Source organism: Roseomonas gilardii subsp. gilardii (assembly GCF_023078375.1).
Classification (GTDB): Bacteria; Pseudomonadota; Alphaproteobacteria; order Acetobacterales; family Acetobacteraceae; genus Roseomonas; species Roseomonas gilardii.
This window is the reverse complement of record NZ_CP095554.1, coordinates 2,403,957-2,420,250: the sequence shown is the minus strand read 5'-3', so window position 1 is coordinate 2,420,250 and position 16,294 is coordinate 2,403,957. Positions and strand designations below refer to the sequence as shown.

The window sequence follows — 16,294 nt, the reverse complement described above, 5'->3', positions numbered from 1 at the left end:
CCGCTATCGCCCCCTGGCATGACTCCCCGCCGGCGCGCGTCCATCCTTGCAGTGCGGTGCCGGGGGCGACAGATAGGGCCGGAACCATGTCCGCCACCCTCCGCGCCACATCCCGTCCCGACACGGCCAGCCCCGCTCCGCCGGCCCCGGGCACCGCTCGCGACGCCATCCGGGACGAGGCCCTGCGCCTGGGCTTCGACGCGGTGGGCTTCGCCCGTGCGCATCTCGGGCCGGAGGTGCGCGAGCGCCTGGGGGCCTTCCTGGAGGCCGGGATGCATGGAGAGATGGGCTGGCTGGCCGAGCGCGCCGAGCAGCGCAGCCACCCGCGGGCGCTCTGGCCGGAGGCCGTCTCGGTGATCAGCCTCGGCATGAATTACGGGCCGGAGGAGGACCCGCTCGCCAACCTGTCCCGCCCCGATCGCGGCACGATCAGCGTCTATGCCCGCCACCGCGATTATCATGACGTGGTGAAGAAGCGGCTGAAGGCCCTGGCCCGCTGGATGATGGCCCGCTTCGCCGGAGGCGAATCTCCCATGGAGCTCAAGGTCTTCGTGGACACCGCGCCGGTGGCGGAAAAGCCGCTCGCCCAGCAGGCCGGGATCGGCTGGCAGGGCAAGCACAGCAACCTGGTGTCCCGCGCGCACGGCTCCTGGCTCTTCCTGGGCGAGGTCTATACCACGCTCGACCTCGCGCCCGATGCTGCGGAGACGGACCATTGCGGCCAGTGCCACCGCTGCCTGACCGCTTGCCCGACCGATGCCTTCCTCGGCCCCTACCGGCTCGATGCCCGCCGCTGCGTCTCCTACCTCACCATCGAGCACAAGGGGCCGGTCCCGGAGGCGCTGCGCCCGCGGCTTGGCAACCGCATCTATGGCTGCGACGACTGCCTTGCCGCCTGTCCCTGGAACAAGTTCGCCCGGGCCGCCACCGAGCCGGCCCTGATCGGGCGGGAGGACCTCGCCGCCCCGCGCCTGGCGGATCTGGCCGTGCTGGACGACGCCGCCTTCCGCGCGCTCTTCTCCGGCTCCCCCATCAAGCGCATCGGCCGCGACCGCTTCGTCCGCAACGTGCTCTATGCCATCGGCAACTCGGCCGACCCGTCGCTCCTGCCCGAAGCGCGCCGCCTCGCCGGAGACCCCGACCCCGTGGTGGCGGAGGCGGCCGCCTGGGCCGTTTCCCGCCTGGAGAACCTCACGCCATGACCGACAATCTTTCCGGGGACGGCGCCCTGGTCCTGTTCAGCGGCGGCCAGGACAGCGCCACCTGCCTCGCTTGGGCGCTGGACCGCTTCGCCCATGTGGAGACGCTGGGCTTCGACTACGGCCAGCGCCACCGGGTGGAACTGGAATGCCGCGACACCTTCCGCCGGCGCCTCGCGGAACGCTTCCCGCGCTGGGCGGCGAAGCTCGGACCCGACCACACCCTGCCGCTGGAGGCGCTGTCGCAGGTGTCCGACACCGCCATGACGGCGGAGATCGCGATCCGGATGCGCGAGGACGGGCTGCCCAATACCTTCGTGCCCGGCCGCAACCTCCTCTTCGTCACTTTCGCCGCGGCCCTCGCCTATCGCCGGGGACTGCGCCATCTCGTCGGCGGCATGTGCGAGACGGACTACTCCGGCTATCCGGATTGCCGCGACGACACGCTCAAGGCGCTGCAGGTGGCCATCAATCTCGGCATGGAACGCCGCTTCGTCCTCCACACCCCGCTGATGTGGCGCGACAAGCCCGCCACCTGGCGCCTCGCCCGCGACCTCGGCGGGCAGGAGCTCGTGGAGCTGATCCTGGAGGACAGCCACACCTGCTATCTGGGCGACCGCACGCATCGCCATCCCTGGGGCTATGGCTGCGGCACCTGTCCCGCCTGCGAGCTACGTGCACGGGGCTGGCAAGGCTTCGTCGCCGAGCCGCCGGGCTGAGGTGGCGGCTTCTGACGGGCTTTCCCCTTCCCCCGAGTTCCCGTCCCAGCGCCGCGGCAACAGGCCGAGCCTGATCACGATCGGGTGAGGCGGCATCTGCCCGCGCCGTTCTCATGGCGAGACCTCCATCAGGCACAGCCCGGCCAGCAAGGGCAACATGACCGTCGCGGCGGGTCGGCCTGCGCCCGGATAGGTTTCTGATCCTGGCCAAGCCCGCGTCGGTTTATTCCTTTATCAGAACGACATGACCGCGGCGTCATCCCGCCCTGCTCCATTTGCGGGGCGAAACCCCAGCCGCCCACGTCCAGGCTCCCCCTGTGGACATGATCCAGGGAGCAGGACGATGCCGACTCAAGTAGGGAACCTCGTGGTTTTCGGGGATATCGAGAAGAAGTGGCTAAGCCTCGGCGGCCTCGGCGGGCGCCTCGGCGCGCCTCTCAACAACGAAACGCCGACCTTTGACGGCACCGGGCGGTTCCAGGATTTCCAGAGCGGCCAGACCATCGTTTGGCATCCGAATACCGGGGCGCACCTAGTCTACGGCGCGATTGGCGTCCGCTGGCGCCAGATCGGGCGGGAGCAGTTCGGCTATCCGATCAACGACGAGACCAGCTGCCCCGACCAGGTCGGGCGCTTCAACCACTTCCGCGCGATGCAGCGCCCGGGCCGTCCGGAAGCCTCCATCTACTGGACGCCGGCCACCGGCCCGCATGAGGTCTATGGTGCCATCCGCGACCGCTGGGCGCAGATGGGCTGGGAGAAAAGCGCCCTGCACTACCCGCTGGAGGAGGAGCGCGACCAGCCCGGCGGTGGCCGGATGCAGCGCTTCCAGGGCGGGATGATGCGCTAGACGTCAGCCGGCGGCGCGCATGAACATATCGGCGAAGGCGTCCCCGTGCCGCATATCCAGCTCCGCGCCATCCTCGATGGCGGCCGGTTTATCGAGGTGCAGGGCGACAGCTTCACCGGTGGCAACAGCGCCGAGGTCGCCTACGACCTCTTCGCGGGCGGCGGGCCGACCACGCACCAGACTGGCACGCATATCGTGGCCGTGGCCGGCAACGGACGCATCGCCGACCGGATTCCGGTCACGCTGGCGGGTCTCAGCGGCGCACAGGTGCGGGCGACCGACCTCTACTCGCACCAGTCGGCCACCGCCGCGCTCTGACATCGCCCGGCGGTTTCGCCCACAGCGCCGGTGGGCCGTCCGGAAGGCCGGCCGGTATGCTGCGGGCGGCGGCTTCCTGGGGCCTGTCCCAGCCTGGGCACCTCCGGTGAGGCGCCGCACCTTCTGGTCCGGGGGGAAGGCAGAGCCTCTCCACCAGCGGCCGGGGAGATGGGACACGTCCATGGGCCATGACCTGCCCGAGGAACAGGATTGCGACCGGTTATTTGCAAGCAATTCTCACTTGCTAAACCGATCGCCAGGAGCGAAAGACAGCCCGACATTGCTGCGGTGCCATCTTCCCTGTCCGACCGGGCTTCCCCGGCGCCGGGGCCGTGGTGCCGCGCCCTTGTGCGCCGTCTTTCACCGGAGATCCGCATGCCGCAGCCCCCCATCCGGAACAGCCTCCTCCGGTCCGGCCGCGCCAACGCGAAAAGCCTCTCCGCCTTTCCTGCTGCGCCGCGGCGCGGAAGCGGCGTGAGGGTGGCTGCGTCCCGCCTTCTCACCGCCGCCCTCTCCCTGACCGCCGCTACCGCCCTGGCCCTGCCGGCCGCGGCGCAGCAGGATACCCCCAGGCCCATCAGCCTGGAGCTGAACCGGCTGGAGCCGAAGCCGGACCTGCAGCCGGCCGGCTGCCGCGCCTGGCTGCTGATGCGCAACCCAGGCGACACCGCCCTGGACCCGTTGCGGCTGGATCTGATCCTCTTCGGCAAGGACGGGGTGATCGCGCGGCGCCTGGCGCTGGATGTCGGTCCCCTGCCCGCCAACAAGACGCTGGCCCGGATCTTCGACCTGTCCGGCCTGCCCTGCGACGGCATCACCGGCGTGCTGCTGAACGACCTCCTCGCCTGTGGCCCGGAGCCGGAAGGGCGCAGCGCCTGCCTGCCGCGGATCGCGACCTCATCGCGCGTGCAGGGCGTGAGCTTCGACAAGTGATGCAGACGACTGCCTTCGGCGAAGCGCCCTTCGCCAGGGCCTTGGCCAACGAAACCCCGAGCCCGAGGGTCTGACCCCCATGAATCCGGACGCCGCCCTTCCCGCCACCGCCCTCCCCGCCGTGCCGGTGCCCCCGCCCCACGACCTCACCATGCTGGGCCTCTTCCTGCAGGCCGATATCGTGGTGAAGGCGGTGATGCTGCTGCTGATCCTGGCCTCGATCGCCTGCTGGGCGATCATGGTCGAGAAGACCATCACCCTGGGCCGCCTGCGCCGCCAGGTCCGCAACTTCGCGCGCATCGTGCATGACGGGTTGCCGACCGGCGCCCCGGTGCAGCAGGACGGGCTGGCGGGCGAGACCCTGCAGGCCGGGCTGCGTGAATGGCGCGAAGGGCGCGAGGAGGATGAGAGCCGCGCCGAGTTCCGCGACCGCATGGAACGGTCCATGCGCGGGATGCTGACCAAGGCGCTGCGCCGTGCCGAGCCGGGCCTGCCGATCCTGGCCACGACCGGTTCCGTCGCCCCCTTCGTCGGCCTGTTCGGCACAGTCTGGGGCATCATGAACAGCTTCCAGGGCATCGCCGCCAGCAACGACACCTCGCTGGCCGTCGTGGCGCCGGGTATCGCCGAGGCGCTCTTCGCCACGGCGATCGGCCTCTTCGCCGCCATCCCGGCGGTCATGGCCTATAACCGCTTCAACGTGGCCATCGCCCGCATCCGCCAGGAAGGCGCCGCCGCCGCCGGGGATCTGGCCGCCAACCTGTCGCGCCGCACCAACACCCGCCTGCGCGCCGCGGCGGAGTAAGGCATTCCACCATGGCCTTTGCCGGACCCGATCTCGGCGGTGACGAGGACGACGCACGCCCGCTCGCCGAGATGAATGTCACGCCCCTGGTGGACGTGATGCTCGTGCTGCTGATCATCTTCATGGTGGCCGCCCCGATGATGGTGGTGGGCGTTCCCGTGAACCTGCCCAAGACCTCCGCCGCCCGCGTCGCCGCGCCCAAGCCGCCCGTGGTGCTGACGGTGAACCGCGAGGGCCGCACCTTCATCAAGCAGGACGAGGTGCCGGAGGCCGAGGTCGGCGCCCGCATCAAGGAAGCCCAGGGGGACGATCCGGACACCCCCGTCTATGTGCGCGGCGACCGCGACACCCCCTATGGCGTGGTCCTGCGGGTCATGGGCCGCATCACCGCCGCCGGCATTTCCCGCGTCTCGCTGATCGCCGAGGCGGAGCCGGGCACGCCCCCCGTCCAGGCGCGCTGATCCCATGGCAACGCGCGCGCAGGTCCTCGGCTGGGGGACTTCCCTGGTGCTGCATGCGGCGGTGGCTGTGCCGCTGTTCCTGATCCCTGAACCCCCGCCCCCGGCCGCCGAGGTGGAGATGCCGGTCGAACTGGCGGTGATGGCCCCGGAGGAAACGCCGGACAGCCCGGCGGAAGTCACGGAGGCCGCCGCGCCCCCGCCGCCCGCCGAGACCGTCAAAGCCGTGGAGCCGCCCCCGCCGGACGTGGCCGAACCGCCACCGCCCGTGCAGACGGCCGAGCCGCCCCCCGAGATCGAGCCGGTGAAGCCGGAGCCGGTGCAGGTCGCAGAAGCGCCACCGCCCGATCCGGAGCCGGCGCTGGAGCCCCTGCCGGAGCCGCCGCCCCCCGCGCCGCCCCCGCCGCCCCGCCCGGTGCCGCCGCGCCCGACACCGCCCCGCCCCGCCCCGCCGAGGCCCGCTCCGCCGCGTCCGGCCGTCACCGAGGCACCGCCGGCCCGCGAGTACACGCCCCCGGCCGCCACCGCCGCGCCCGCCGCCCCGTCACGCCCGCGCATGGCCGCCGCCGGACCGCCGCCGAACTGGACCAGCCGGCTTTCGGCCGCGATCAACCGCGCCAAGCGCTACCCGCGCGAGGCCGAGATGCGCGGCATCCAGGGCGTCGTGGTCGTGGCCTTCACCATGCGCCGGGACGGCACGCTGGTCTCGGCCCGGGTGTCCCGCAGCAGCGGCAGCGAGCTCCTCGACGAGGCGGCCGTGGAGACCTTGCAGCGCGCTTCGCTCCCTCCGGTGCCGGAGGAGTTCAGCGACGACACCTTCAGCGCCGCGGTGCCGATCAACTTCAACGTCGCGCGGCGCTGAACGCGGCCAGCGCGCCGCTCTTCCCGGGTTCCGCTATCCTCCGGGGGCAAGGCTCCGCCTCGCCCCCGGAACCCCCACTCCGCCAGGACTCGGCGCGCCCTGAACCCGGTTTGCTGGTTCCTGCTGTCGGCCGGATCACGCCGGGAAGCGACGCCAACACCGTCGCCAGGATGGGCCATGCGGGCATGAAAAAACCCCGTGCCGGGAATGGCACGGGGTTTTCTCGTCTTTCGGACCTTCTCCGGCCCCGCCAGGCGGGGCCGGAAGGGACGCCTGAAGATCAGGCGCTGGCCTTCATGATCTCGTCGGCCACGTTGCGCGGCACCGGATCATAGTGGTGGAACTGCATCGAGAAGGAGGCGCGGCCCTTGGTCATGCCACGCAGGTTGGAGATGTAGCCGAACATCTCCTTCAGCGGGACATGCGCCCGGACGATGACCGAGGTGCCGGCCATGTCCTGCGACTGGATCACGCCACGGCGGCGGTTCAGGTCGCCCACCACGTCACCGACATGGTCCTGCGGAGTGGTGACCTCCACGTCCATGATCGGCTCCAGGATCACCGGGCCAGCCTTCTTCATGCCTTCGCGGAAGCAGGCCTTGCCGGCGATCTCGAAGGCCAGGGCGGACGAGTCGACGTCGTGGTACTTGCCGTCCAGCAGGGTGAACTTGAAGTCCACCGTCGGGAAGCCGGCGAGCACACCGGTCTCGGCCTGGACCTTGATGCCCTTGTCGACCGCCGGGATGTACTCCTTCGGCACCGTGCCGCCGACCACGGCGTTCACGAACTCGATGCCCTGGTTCCGCTCCAGCGGCTCGAACATGATCTTCACCTCGGCGAACTGCCCCGAGCCACCCGACTGCTTTTTGTGGGTATAGGTCTCGGTATGCGCCTTGGTGATCGTCTCGCGGTACGCGACCTGCGGGGCGCCGATATTGGCGTCCACGCCGTATTCGCGGCGGAGGCGGTCGATGATGATCTCCAGGTGCAGCTCGCCCATCCCGGAGAGGATGGTCTGGCCGGTCTCCTGGTCGGTCTTCAGGCGCAGCGAGGGGTCCTCGCCCGCGAGCTTCTGCAGGCCAAGGGTCATCTTCTCGATGCCCTCCTTGGTCTTCGGCTCGACCGAGATGTCGATCACCGGCACCGGGAAGGCCATGCGCTCCAGCACCACCGGGTCGTCGGAGGAGGCCAGGGTGTCACCCGTGCCGGTGTCCTTCAGCCCCACGAAGGCCGCGATGTCGCCGGCGAAGACCTCCTTGATCTCCTCGCGCTTGTCGGCATGCATCTGGAACATGCGGCCGACGCGCTCCTTGTTGCCCTTGGTCGTGTTCAGGACCTGGTCACCGGAGCGCAGCACGCCGCGATAGACGCGGACGAAGGTCAGGTTGCCGTACTTGTCGTTGATGATCTTGAACGCCAGGCCGGCGAAGGGGCCGTCCTCGGTCGCCGGGATGATGCGGCGCTCGGCGTCCTCGTCCTCGCCCTCCTCGGGGGCGACCTTGATGCCCTCGATGTCCACCGGGCTCGGCAGGTAGTCCACCACGCCGTCCAGCAGCGGCTGCACGCCCTTGTTCTTGAAGGCCGAGCCGCAGAAGACCGGGCGGAACTCGCCGGAGATCGTGCCCTTCTTGATGCACTTCTTCAGGGTCGCGACATCCACGTCGCCCTTCTCGAAGTACTGCTCCATGGCCGCGTCATCCATGCCGAGCACGGTGTCGAGCAGCTTCTGGCGGTACTCCTCCGCCTTCTCCTTCAGGTCGTCGGGGATCGGGGCCTCGTGGTACTTGGCGCCCAGCTCGTCGCCTTCCCAGACCAGGGCCTTCATCTCGACCAGGTCGATGACGCCCTTGAGGTTCTCCTCGATGCCGATCGGCAGCTGCAGGGCGACCCAGTTGATGCCCAGCTTCTCGGTCAGCGTGTCCGCGGCGCGGTAGAAGTCGGCGCCCGTGCGGTCCAGCTTGTTGATGAAGATGATGCGCGGGACGTTGTAGCGGTCGGCCAGGCGCCAGTTGGTCTCGGACTGCGGCTGCACGCCGGCCACGCCCTCAATGATGAACACCGCACCGTCGAGCACGCGCAGCGAGCGGTTCACCTCGATGTTGAAGTCGATGTGGCCCGGGGTGTCGATGACGTTGATGCGGTAGTCATGCCACACGGCCGTCACGGCGGCGGAGGTGATCGTGATGCCACGCTCCCGCTCCTGCTCCATGTAGTCGGTCGTGGTGTTGCCGTCGTGCACCTCACCGATCCTATGGGACTTGCCGGTGTAGTAGAGGATGCGCTCGGTCGTGGTGGTCTTGCCGGCGTCGATATGCGCCGTGATCCCGATGTTCCGGATCTTGTCGAGCGGGGTACGCGCCACGGTGGGCCTCCAAAAGCTCGCGGCGCCTGCCGCGCGGGTAAGCATTGCGGCGGGACCGGGGCGGCTCCTCGCCGCCTCGCCCGCCAGACTGGTTCTCACTCAAGGGTTCTGGTCCGCCTCGGGGTGACCCCAGAGGGTAAACCCGGGGATGAACCCGGGGGATGCCGGACCCCCGCTATCGCGCTGGCACATTTGCGCTGTCGGAGCCGGAATTGCAAGCATCCTCGGCCTCTCCGGTGGCATTCCCAGGGTGGAAACACGGCCCGCGCGGCTCCGCGGAGACCGGCGCGCGCCCGGCGGCCCGGTCCTTCCAGGGAGGGATGTGACCTGGAAGCGCCGGGGAACCGGAGCGCGTCGGAGACGGGACAGGGCACGCCCGGGGTGCCGTGCCCGTTCCCCCGGCGGAGAAGGGGGACGGGACGGCCCCGGGGCACCGATTCGGCCCTTGGGCGGAGGAGCCGCCGGCTCAGTCGTCGCGGTGGACGCGCTCCATGCGCTCGTGGCGCTCCTGGGCCTCGATGGAGAGGGTGGCGATCGGGCGGGCCTCCAGGCGCTTCAGGCCGATCGGCTCACCGGTCTCCTCGCAATAGCCGTAGGTGCCGTTCTCGATCCGCTCCAACGCCATGTCGATCTTGCTGATCAGCTTGCGGGCGCGGTCCCGGGTCCGCAGTTCCAGGGCCCGGTCGGTCTCGACACTGGCGCGGTCGGTCAGGTCAGCCTCGATGATGCCCCCCTGCCCCATGGAACTCAGGGTCTCTCCGGCCTCCCGCAACAGGTCCTGACGCCAGCGCAGCAGCTTCTGCCGGAAATACTGCAGCTGCTGAGGGTTCATGAAAGGCTCGGATTCGGTCGGACGATAATCCGGCGGTAGGGTCACCAGCATTACGCACATCCCTCAGTCTTCGTGAGCACCGGCGGCATTCCCGGTCCACAAAACCGTGAGCCTCATACAAGGCGCATGGCTGCCAAGCCAAGAGGGCAGTTGAGATGTTTCAGAGACAGGGTGCTCAAACGCCACGCCGGCGAACTTCCAGGCGGGCCAACTCCACCTTCGCGCGCAAAGAAATGGCCGCCAGGGCCTCCGCGAGGCGGGGGTCCGACGGCATCTCGCCTTCCGACAGGCCGGCCAGCCGCCGCAGCCGTTCGGGGTCGGCCCGGCCCCGCAGCAGGTCCGCCTGGAAGCCCACCAGTTCCTCCAGCATCGCTGCCCCCCGGCGGGCCGCCCGCCGGTCGCGATCCCCGTCCCGCTCCCCGTCCTCCTGGATCGCCAGCAGCCCCGGGGCGAGGACCGGCAGGGCGCCGTCCGCGGCGGCGGCATGGGCCTCGTCGCCTTCCCCCAGCCGGAAGGCCGTACCCCGCCCGGTGGCGCGGCGCGGGCCGCCGGGGGCGAGGCCGGGCCGGGTCTCGGTGATGCGCTGGATCATTCTGGGCTCCTTTTGCCGCCGGGGGCGCGTTTGGCCGGGTTGGCGGCAGCTTCTGCCGCCTGGGCCCCGGCCCATGCCTGGCACGGCGGTTGCGCTGTGCCGTGGCGTGATGCGCCCTATCCTCCCCCGAACCGGTTTCCGAACGGCAAACATGGCCGGATGCGGATTCACCAAGGCGCTGCCCGCGCTGCTGCTGGGCTTCGCCCTCGCCGTCCTGCCTGCCCTGGCCGCACCGGCCCTCGCCCAGGTGCGGATCAAGGACATCGCCGATGTGGAGGGGGTGCGGGACAACCAGCTCGTCGGCTACGGGCTGGTGGTCGGCCTGCCCGGCACGGGCGACAAGCTCCGCTCCGCCGTCTTCACCCGCCAGTCCCTGGTCGGCATGCTGGAACGCCTGGGCGTCAACACCCGCGACAACGAGAAGCAGCTCGACACCAAGAACGTCGCCGCGGTGATGGTCACGGCGAACCTGCCCGCCTTCGCCCGGCCCGGCTCGCGCATCGACGTCGCGGTCTCCGCCCTGGGCGACGCTTCCAACCTCACCGGCGGCACGCTGCTCGTCACGCCGCTGCTGGGCGCGGATGGGGAGGTCTATGCGGTCTCCCAGGGCGCGCTCGCCACCGGGGCGATCGGCGCCCGGGGCCAGGCCGCCTCGGTGCAGCGGGGCGTGCCCACCGCCGGACGCATCGCCAGCGGCGCGGTGGTGGAGCGGGAGATTCCCTTCGAGCTCGCCGGGCATGACCGCGTCCGCCTTGGCCTGCGGAACCCGGACATGACCACGGCGCGCCGCATCGCCGGGGCGATCAACGCGCGCTTCCCCGGCCTGGCCACCGCCACCGACCCGCGCACGGTGGTGATGATGACGCGCGGCATGGACGTGGCCGGCCTGCTGGGGGAGATCGAGCAGCTCCGTGTCGTTCCCGACCAAGCGGCGAAGGTGGTGATCGAGGAAGCCTCCGGCACCATCGTCATGGGCGCCGATGTGCGGATTTCCACCGTCGCCATCGCCCAGGGCAACCTGACCATCCGGATCACCGAGACGCCGCAGGTGAGCCAGCCCGCGCCGCTCTCCAACGGCCAGACCACGGTGGTGCCGCGCACGGGCATCGAGGTGGACGACCAGAACGGCCGCCGCCTCGGCATCCTGCCGCGCTCCGTCACGCTGCAGGATCTGGTGAACGGGCTGAACGCCCTGGGCGTCGGGCCGCGCGACATGATCACCATCCTGCAATCCATCAAGGCGGCGGGCGCCTTGCAGGCCGAGCTGGAGGTGCGCTGATGGGCCCCGCCCTGCCCGCCACCGTCTCCGGCCAGCCGCCCCGCCTGGAGGCGATGCGCGAGGCCGCGCGGAAATTCGAGGCCCAGGCCCTGGGCGCGCTGTTGCAGCCAGCCTTCGCCACCGTCAGCGCTGGCAGCTTCGGCGGCGGCGCGGCGGAGGGGCAGTGGCGGCCGATGCTGGTGGATGCCTATGCCGAGGCCTGGAGCCGCCAGGGCGGCATCGGCCTTGCCGCCTCGGTGTTCCAGGAGATGCTGCGCGCCCAGGGAATGCATGCCGGCGCGGACGGCGGAACCGGAACGGAGGCCGCGAACCTTTCCTCAACCCCTGACGGTGGAGAATCCCCCGCATGATGATGCAGTCGCTGATCACCGCCGGCCACCGCCTCGCCGAGGCCCTGGCCGAGGAGAACGAGGCCCTGGCGCAGCTCGACCTGCTGCGCGCCGCGAAGCTCGCGGATGCCAAGATCCGGGCCTCCGAGGCCTTCTCCGCCGCGCATGTCGCTGTGCACCGGACGGGCGCGCGGATCGCCGACGACACCCAGCGTGCGGAAACGGAGCGGCTGTCCCTGCGCCTGAAGGACCTTTCGGACGAGAACCGCCGCCTGCTGGAACGCGCCATCGCCTTGCAGGCCAAGGTGATCGAGACCATCGCCGGTGCCGCCCTGCCCCATGCGCAGCCCGTCACCTACACCACCGCCGGCCGCCGCACGCCGCTGCGTCCGGTTCCCTTCCTGAGCATCGGCACCCGCGCCTGAACGGCGGCGCCGCGCCGAACAATCGCGCGAGCCGCCGGGGCGAATGCCACGCCCGGGATGGCGCGCCGTTCCGCCCTGCGGCATAGCCGGAGGCATGGGAGATGACGACGCCTGGGCCATGCTGATGCGGGCTGCTTCCGGCGGGCCACCACCGGACCATCCGCTCGCGCGCCTCTTCATGCCGCTGCTGCGCCCCGCCAGGGACGGGGCCGGGCGCTGCCTCGTGCTCGGCCGCCTCGCCCAGACGCTGGACGGGCGCATCGCCACCGCCTGCGGCGCCAGCCACTGGATCGGCGGCCGGGGCGACATCCTGCACACGCACCGGCTGCGCGCGCTCTTCGATGCCGTGGTGGTCGGCGCGGGCACGGTCGCCGCCGACAACCCGCAGCTCACGACGCGGGAGGTGGATGGCCCGAACCCCGTGCGCGTGGTGATCGACACGGAACGGCGGCTGGGCACCGGCTACCGCGTCTTCTCCGGTCCGCCGCGCACCCTGCTGGCCTGCGCCGAGGACGCGCCAGGCGATGGCGGCACGCATCACGGCAGCGCCGAGATCCTGCGCCTGCCGCGCGGCGGCTTCCTGCCCGCCCTGCTGTGCGAGCTCTTCGCCCGTGGCCTGCACCGCGTCTTCGTGGAAGGAGGCGGCGTCACCGTGTCCCGCTTCCTGGCGGCGGGGCTGCTGGACCGGCTGCACCTGACCGTGGCGCCGGTCATCCTGGGTTCCGGCCGGCCCGCCTTCGTGCTGCCGCAGGTCGCGCGCATCGCCGAGGGTCTGCGCTTCGCCTGGACGGTGCATCCGCTTGGCGACGATGTGCTCTTCGATATCCCCCTGGACCGGGCCAGGCCCGGCATCTGCCAGGATGCGCCGCCCATCCGGGAAGCCACGGCGTGACGGAGGCGACGGCGCTCTGGAGCGTCGCGCCCGGCCGGGCCGAGCTGCGCCGCGAGACCCTGCCGCCACCGGGCGCGGAGGAAGCGCTGGTGCGCAGCCTCGCCAGCGGCATCTCGCGCGGCACGGAACGCCTCGTGCTCGCCGGGCGCGTGCCGGAAAGCCAGTGGGGGATCATGGCCGCGCCGCTGATGGGCGGCGCCTTCCCCTTCCCCGTGAAATACGGCTATGCGGCGGTTGGTGTGGTGGAGTCCGGGCCGGAGCGGCTGCGCGGGCGCCGGGTCTTCTGCCTGCATCCGCACCAGGACCGTTTCGTGGCGCCGGCCGCGATGTGCATCCCCGTGCCCGGCCGCATCCCCGACCGCCGTGCCGTGCTGGCCGCGAATATGGAGACGGCCCTCAATATCCTCTGGGATGCCGCGCCGCTGATGGGCGAGCGCGCCCTGGTGATCGGTGCCGGCGTGGTCGGGCTGCTCACCGCCTTCCTGCTGTCGCGCATTCCCGGTGTCGAACTCCATATCCTGGACCGTGACCCCGCGCGGCGCGCGGTGGCGGAAGGGCTCGGCCTGCGCTTCGCCATGCCGGAGGAGGCGCCGGCGGAACGGGAACTGGTCATCCATGCCAGCGCCAGCGCGGAGGGGCTGCGCCTCGCGCTCCGCTGCGCGGCGCCGGAGGCACGCATCCTGGAGGCCTCCTGGTTCGGCGATGCCGAGATCGGCCTGCCGCTCGGCGAAGCCTTCCACGCGCGCCGCCTGCGCCTCCTCTCCACCCAGGTCGGACAGGTCTCTCCCGCCATGCGTGGCCGCCGCACGCATGCGGAACGCCTGGCGCTGGCCCTGTCGCTGCTGGACGATCCCGCGCTGGATGCGCTCTGTGGCCCGGTGCTGCCCTTCGCCGAACTGCCGCGGGCCTTGCCACGCCTGCTCGAACCGGCGCCCGGCCAGGATGCGCCGCTCTGCCCGGTCGTCATCTATTGAGTCTTCCGCTATGAGCCGCCCGGCGCCGCGACCCTCCTGCCGCGCGTTGCCGGGCCGGCGCGCCACGCCTTAATTCTGTCCGCAAACCCGGCCACACCCTTGCCCGGCGGCCGCGCCAACCCTTCGCCTGGAGGCTCCTTCCGCGTGTACAGCCTGACCGTCGCCGACCACATCATGATCGCCCATTCCTTTCGCGGCGAGGAATTTGGCCCCGCCCAGCGCGTCCATGGCGCGACCTTCGTCGTGGAGGCGGAATTCCGCGCCGCGCGCCTGGATGGCGCGAACCTGCTGGTGGACATCGCCGCCGCGCGGGTCGAACTGCGCCGGGTCCTCGACGGGCTGGACTACCGCAACCTCGACGAGGTGCCGGAACTGGCCGGGCAGAACACCACCACGGAATTCCTCTGCGCGCATATCCACGGGCTGCTGTCGGCCGCCCTGCGGGACGGGAAACTGGGCGAGAGCGGACGCGCCGTGCAGTCGCTGAAGATCCTGCTGCGCGAAAGTCCGCTGGCCTGGGCCGCCTATGAGGGCGCGGTGGCATGAACATCGCCTTCCTCGTCCCCGCCCCTTTCGATGCGGTGAGTGGCGGCTACGGCTATGACCGCCGCATCACCGCCGGGCTGCGCGAGCGTGGCCATGCGGTGCGCGTGGTGGAACTCGCCGGCCGGCATCCGGTGCCCGATGCGGCGGCGGAAGCCTCGGCGCGTGAGGCGCTCTCCTCCTGCGTGGCGGAGGAGCGGATCGTGCTGGACAGCCTCGGCCTGCCCGCCTTCGCGCCGCTGGTGGAGAAGTTGGCGGTGCGCGGCGCCATCGGGCTGATCCACCATCCCACCTGCATCGAGACGGGCCATGACGAGGCCACCCGCGCGGAGCTGCGGCGGCGGGAGGAGATCCTTTATCCGCGCCTGTCGCGCCTCGTTGCCACCTCGCCGCTGACCGCCGGGAGCCTGCCGCGGGAATTCGGCGTGGAGCCCGGCCGCGTCGCGGTGGTGGAGCCGGGCACCGATCCGGCACCGCGCGCCCCGGGATCGGGCGGCGAGACCTGCCAGCTCCTCGCCGTCGGCGTGCTGGTGCCGCGCAAGGGGCATGACGTGCTGTTGCGCGCCGTGGCGCGGCTGATGGATCTCGATTGGCACCTGACCATCGCCGGGCCGGATGCCGATCCCGCCTGCGCCGCCGCGCTGCGCGCTCTGTCGAAGGATCTGGGCCTGGAGGAACGCGTCACCTTCGCCGGCCCCGTCACTGGCGCGGCGCTGGAGGCGCTCTATGCCCGCAGCGATGTCTTCACCCTCGCCTCCCACTGGGAGGGCTATGGCATGGCGGTGGCCGAGGCCATGGCGCGCGGCCTGCCGCTGGCGATCACCAAGGGCGGCGCGCTGGCCGATCTGATGCCACCCGGAGCCGGCGTCGCCTCGCCGCCGGGCGACTTCGCCAGCCTCTCGAAGGCGATGCGGCGGGTGATCTTCGACCGCTCGCTGCGCCGGAAGATGGCCGACGCCTCCTGGGCCGCCGGGCAGCGGCTGCCGCGCTGGGAGGACCGCGCCGATGCCTTCGCGGCGCTCATGGAGGGCGCGGCGTGAGCGAGAGCTTCGACGCCACCTGGCTGGCGCTGCGCGAACCCGCCGATGCCTGGGCGCGCGATCCCGCCCTGGCGGCGCATCTCGTCTCCCTGCTGCCGCAGCGGCCGCATCTGGTCGATCTCGGCGCCGGAACCGGCAGCCTGTTCCGCTGGCTCGCCCCGCAGATCGGCGGCGCGCAGGTCTGGACGCTGGTAGACGGCGACGCCGCGCTGGTGGAGGAGGCCTTCGACACCATCGCCCGCCGCGCGGACAGTATCGGCCTGACGGTGAGCGCCCCGAACAAGCGGACCCTGCTGATCCATACGCCCGGCGGCGCCTGGCGGGTGGAGGGGCTGATCGCCGATCTCGCCGACGCGCCGGACTGGCTGCCGAAGCGCGGCGCCGATGCGGTGGTCTGCTCCGCCCTGCTGGACCTCGTGTCCGAGGACTGGATGGAGGATCTGGCCGATGTGGTCGAATGCCCTTTCTATGCCTCCATGACCGTGGACGGGCGCGACCGCTTCCTGCCGCCGCATCCGCTCGACGGCGTGGTGGCGCAGGGCTTCCGGCGCGACCAGCGCCGCGACAAGGGCTTCGACGGGCCGGCCCTGGGCGGCGGGGCCACGGCGGCGGCGGCACGTGCCTTCGCCGCGCGCGGCTTCGCCGTGGAGCAGGCGGGATCGACCTGGGAGCTCGGCCCGCGGCGCCATCGCGAGCTGCTGCTGGAGCTGATGCTGGGCCATGCCGATGCGGCGAGCGCCCATCTGCGCCAGCCGCGCCGCATCGAGGCCTGGACCGAGGCGCGCAGCCGCCAATGGCAGCAGAACCGCCTGCGGGCGGTGATCGGGCATCGCGATCTGCTGGCGGTTCCCGCCGCTGGCTGATCCAACCCTTCCTCGTACG

At 71.3% G+C, this 16,294-nt stretch carries 19 protein-coding genes; 16 read left to right on the top strand and 3 right to left on the bottom strand.

Features of this window, described 5'->3' with window-relative positions:
• Positions 1-86: 86 nt before the first annotated feature.
• The 8 genes from queG (at position 87) to MVG78_RS21555 (ending at position 6,144) form a co-directional block, all read left to right on the top strand.
• Positions 87-1,202 (top strand): tRNA epoxyqueuosine(34) reductase QueG, encoded by a 1,116-nt coding sequence (queG, locus tag MVG78_RS10905; RefSeq protein ID WP_247551421.1) that lies wholly within the window; start codon positions 87-89, stop codon positions 1,200-1,202.
• Positions 1,199-1,918 (top strand): 7-cyano-7-deazaguanine synthase QueC, encoded by a 720-nt coding sequence (gene queC, locus MVG78_RS10900; protein ID WP_247551419.1) that lies wholly within the window; start codon positions 1,199-1,201, stop codon positions 1,916-1,918. The genes queG and queC overlap by 4 nt, the downstream gene beginning before the upstream one ends.
• A 343-nt stretch (positions 1,919-2,261) precedes the next feature.
• Positions 2,262-2,768: an LGFP repeat-containing protein gene (locus MVG78_RS10895; RefSeq protein WP_247551417.1), complete on the top strand. Its 507-nt coding sequence runs from the start codon at positions 2,262-2,264 to the stop codon at positions 2,766-2,768.
• Between the two features lie 45 nt (positions 2,769-2,813).
• A complete protein-coding gene (locus tag MVG78_RS10890; protein WP_247551415.1) occupies positions 2,814-3,086 on the top strand; it encodes a hypothetical protein in 273 nt (90 codons plus the stop codon).
• A gap of 480 nt (positions 3,087-3,566) precedes the next feature.
• Entirely contained in the window at positions 3,567-4,019 is a 453-nt protein-coding gene (locus tag MVG78_RS10885; RefSeq protein ID WP_247551413.1) for a Tat pathway signal protein, read from the top strand.
• A 79-nt stretch (positions 4,020-4,098) separates the two neighbouring features.
• On the top strand, positions 4,099-4,824 hold the full coding sequence (locus MVG78_RS10880; RefSeq protein ID WP_027279822.1) for a MotA/TolQ/ExbB proton channel family protein: 726 nt from the start codon (positions 4,099-4,101) through the stop codon (positions 4,822-4,824).
• A gap of 11 nt (positions 4,825-4,835) precedes the next feature.
• A complete protein-coding gene (locus MVG78_RS10875) occupies positions 4,836-5,285 on the top strand; it encodes an ExbD/TolR family protein (protein WP_027279823.1) in 450 nt (149 codons plus the stop codon).
• Between the two features lie 4 nt (positions 5,286-5,289).
• Entirely contained in the window at positions 5,290-6,144 is an 855-nt protein-coding gene (locus MVG78_RS21555) for an energy transducer TonB (protein WP_282615010.1), read from the top strand.
• A 280-nt stretch (positions 6,145-6,424) separates the two neighbouring features.
• Here MVG78_RS21555 and fusA read toward each other — a convergent pair whose 3' ends face one another.
• The 3 genes from fusA to MVG78_RS10855 all read right to left on the bottom strand — a co-directional run bounded on the left by fusA (position 6,425) and on the right by MVG78_RS10855 (position 9,930).
• The gene (gene fusA / locus MVG78_RS10865; protein ID WP_428480808.1) at positions 6,425-8,551 is read right to left on the bottom strand and encodes an elongation factor G; all 2,127 of its coding nucleotides are present in this window, start codon (positions 8,549-8,551) and stop codon (positions 6,425-6,427) included.
• A 421-nt stretch (positions 8,552-8,972) separates the two neighbouring features.
• Positions 8,973-9,389: an RNA polymerase-binding protein DksA gene (dksA, locus tag MVG78_RS10860; RefSeq protein ID WP_037224686.1), complete on the bottom strand. Its 417-nt coding sequence runs from the start codon at positions 9,387-9,389 to the stop codon at positions 8,973-8,975.
• 124 nt (positions 9,390-9,513) lie between these two features.
• Positions 9,514-9,930 carry a flagellar assembly protein FliX gene (locus MVG78_RS10855; protein ID WP_247551410.1) on the bottom strand — a complete coding sequence of 139 codons (417 nt, stop codon included), beginning with the start codon at positions 9,928-9,930 and terminating at the stop codon, positions 9,514-9,516.
• A 151-nt stretch (positions 9,931-10,081) separates the two neighbouring features.
• Between MVG78_RS10855 and MVG78_RS10850 the strand changes: the two genes are divergently transcribed.
• From MVG78_RS10850 to MVG78_RS10815, 8 genes are all read left to right on the top strand, one after another.
• Complete coding sequence (locus MVG78_RS10850; protein ID WP_247551408.1) at positions 10,082-11,209, top strand: flagellar basal body P-ring protein FlgI; 1,128 nt, start codon at positions 10,082-10,084, stop codon at positions 11,207-11,209.
• Positions 11,209-11,559 (top strand): rod-binding protein, encoded by a 351-nt coding sequence (locus MVG78_RS10845; RefSeq protein WP_247551406.1) that lies wholly within the window; start codon positions 11,209-11,211, stop codon positions 11,557-11,559. Before MVG78_RS10850 ends, MVG78_RS10845 begins: the two co-directional genes overlap by 1 nt.
• Positions 11,556-11,963 (top strand): hypothetical protein, encoded by a 408-nt coding sequence (locus MVG78_RS10840; RefSeq protein ID WP_247551404.1) that lies wholly within the window; start codon positions 11,556-11,558, stop codon positions 11,961-11,963. The genes MVG78_RS10845 and MVG78_RS10840 overlap by 4 nt, the downstream gene beginning before the upstream one ends.
• A gap of 94 nt (positions 11,964-12,057) precedes the next feature.
• Positions 12,058-12,855, top strand: a complete 798-nt coding sequence (locus MVG78_RS10835) for a RibD family protein (protein WP_247551402.1) — start codon at positions 12,058-12,060, stop codon at positions 12,853-12,855.
• Positions 12,852-13,829 (top strand): zinc-dependent alcohol dehydrogenase, encoded by a 978-nt coding sequence (locus MVG78_RS10830; protein ID WP_247551400.1) that lies wholly within the window; start codon positions 12,852-12,854, stop codon positions 13,827-13,829. Before MVG78_RS10835 ends, MVG78_RS10830 begins: the two co-directional genes overlap by 4 nt.
• A gap of 144 nt (positions 13,830-13,973) precedes the next feature.
• Positions 13,974-14,375 (top strand): 6-pyruvoyl trahydropterin synthase family protein, encoded by a 402-nt coding sequence (locus MVG78_RS10825; protein ID WP_247551398.1) that lies wholly within the window; start codon positions 13,974-13,976, stop codon positions 14,373-14,375.
• Positions 14,372-15,412: a glycosyltransferase family 4 protein gene (locus MVG78_RS10820; protein WP_247551396.1), complete on the top strand. Its 1,041-nt coding sequence runs from the start codon at positions 14,372-14,374 to the stop codon at positions 15,410-15,412. The genes MVG78_RS10825 and MVG78_RS10820 overlap by 4 nt, the downstream gene beginning before the upstream one ends.
• Complete coding sequence (locus MVG78_RS10815; RefSeq protein WP_247551394.1) at positions 15,409-16,275, top strand: class I SAM-dependent methyltransferase; 867 nt, start codon at positions 15,409-15,411, stop codon at positions 16,273-16,275. Before MVG78_RS10820 ends, MVG78_RS10815 begins: the two co-directional genes overlap by 4 nt.
• The last annotated feature ends 19 nt before the right edge of the window (positions 16,276-16,294 follow it).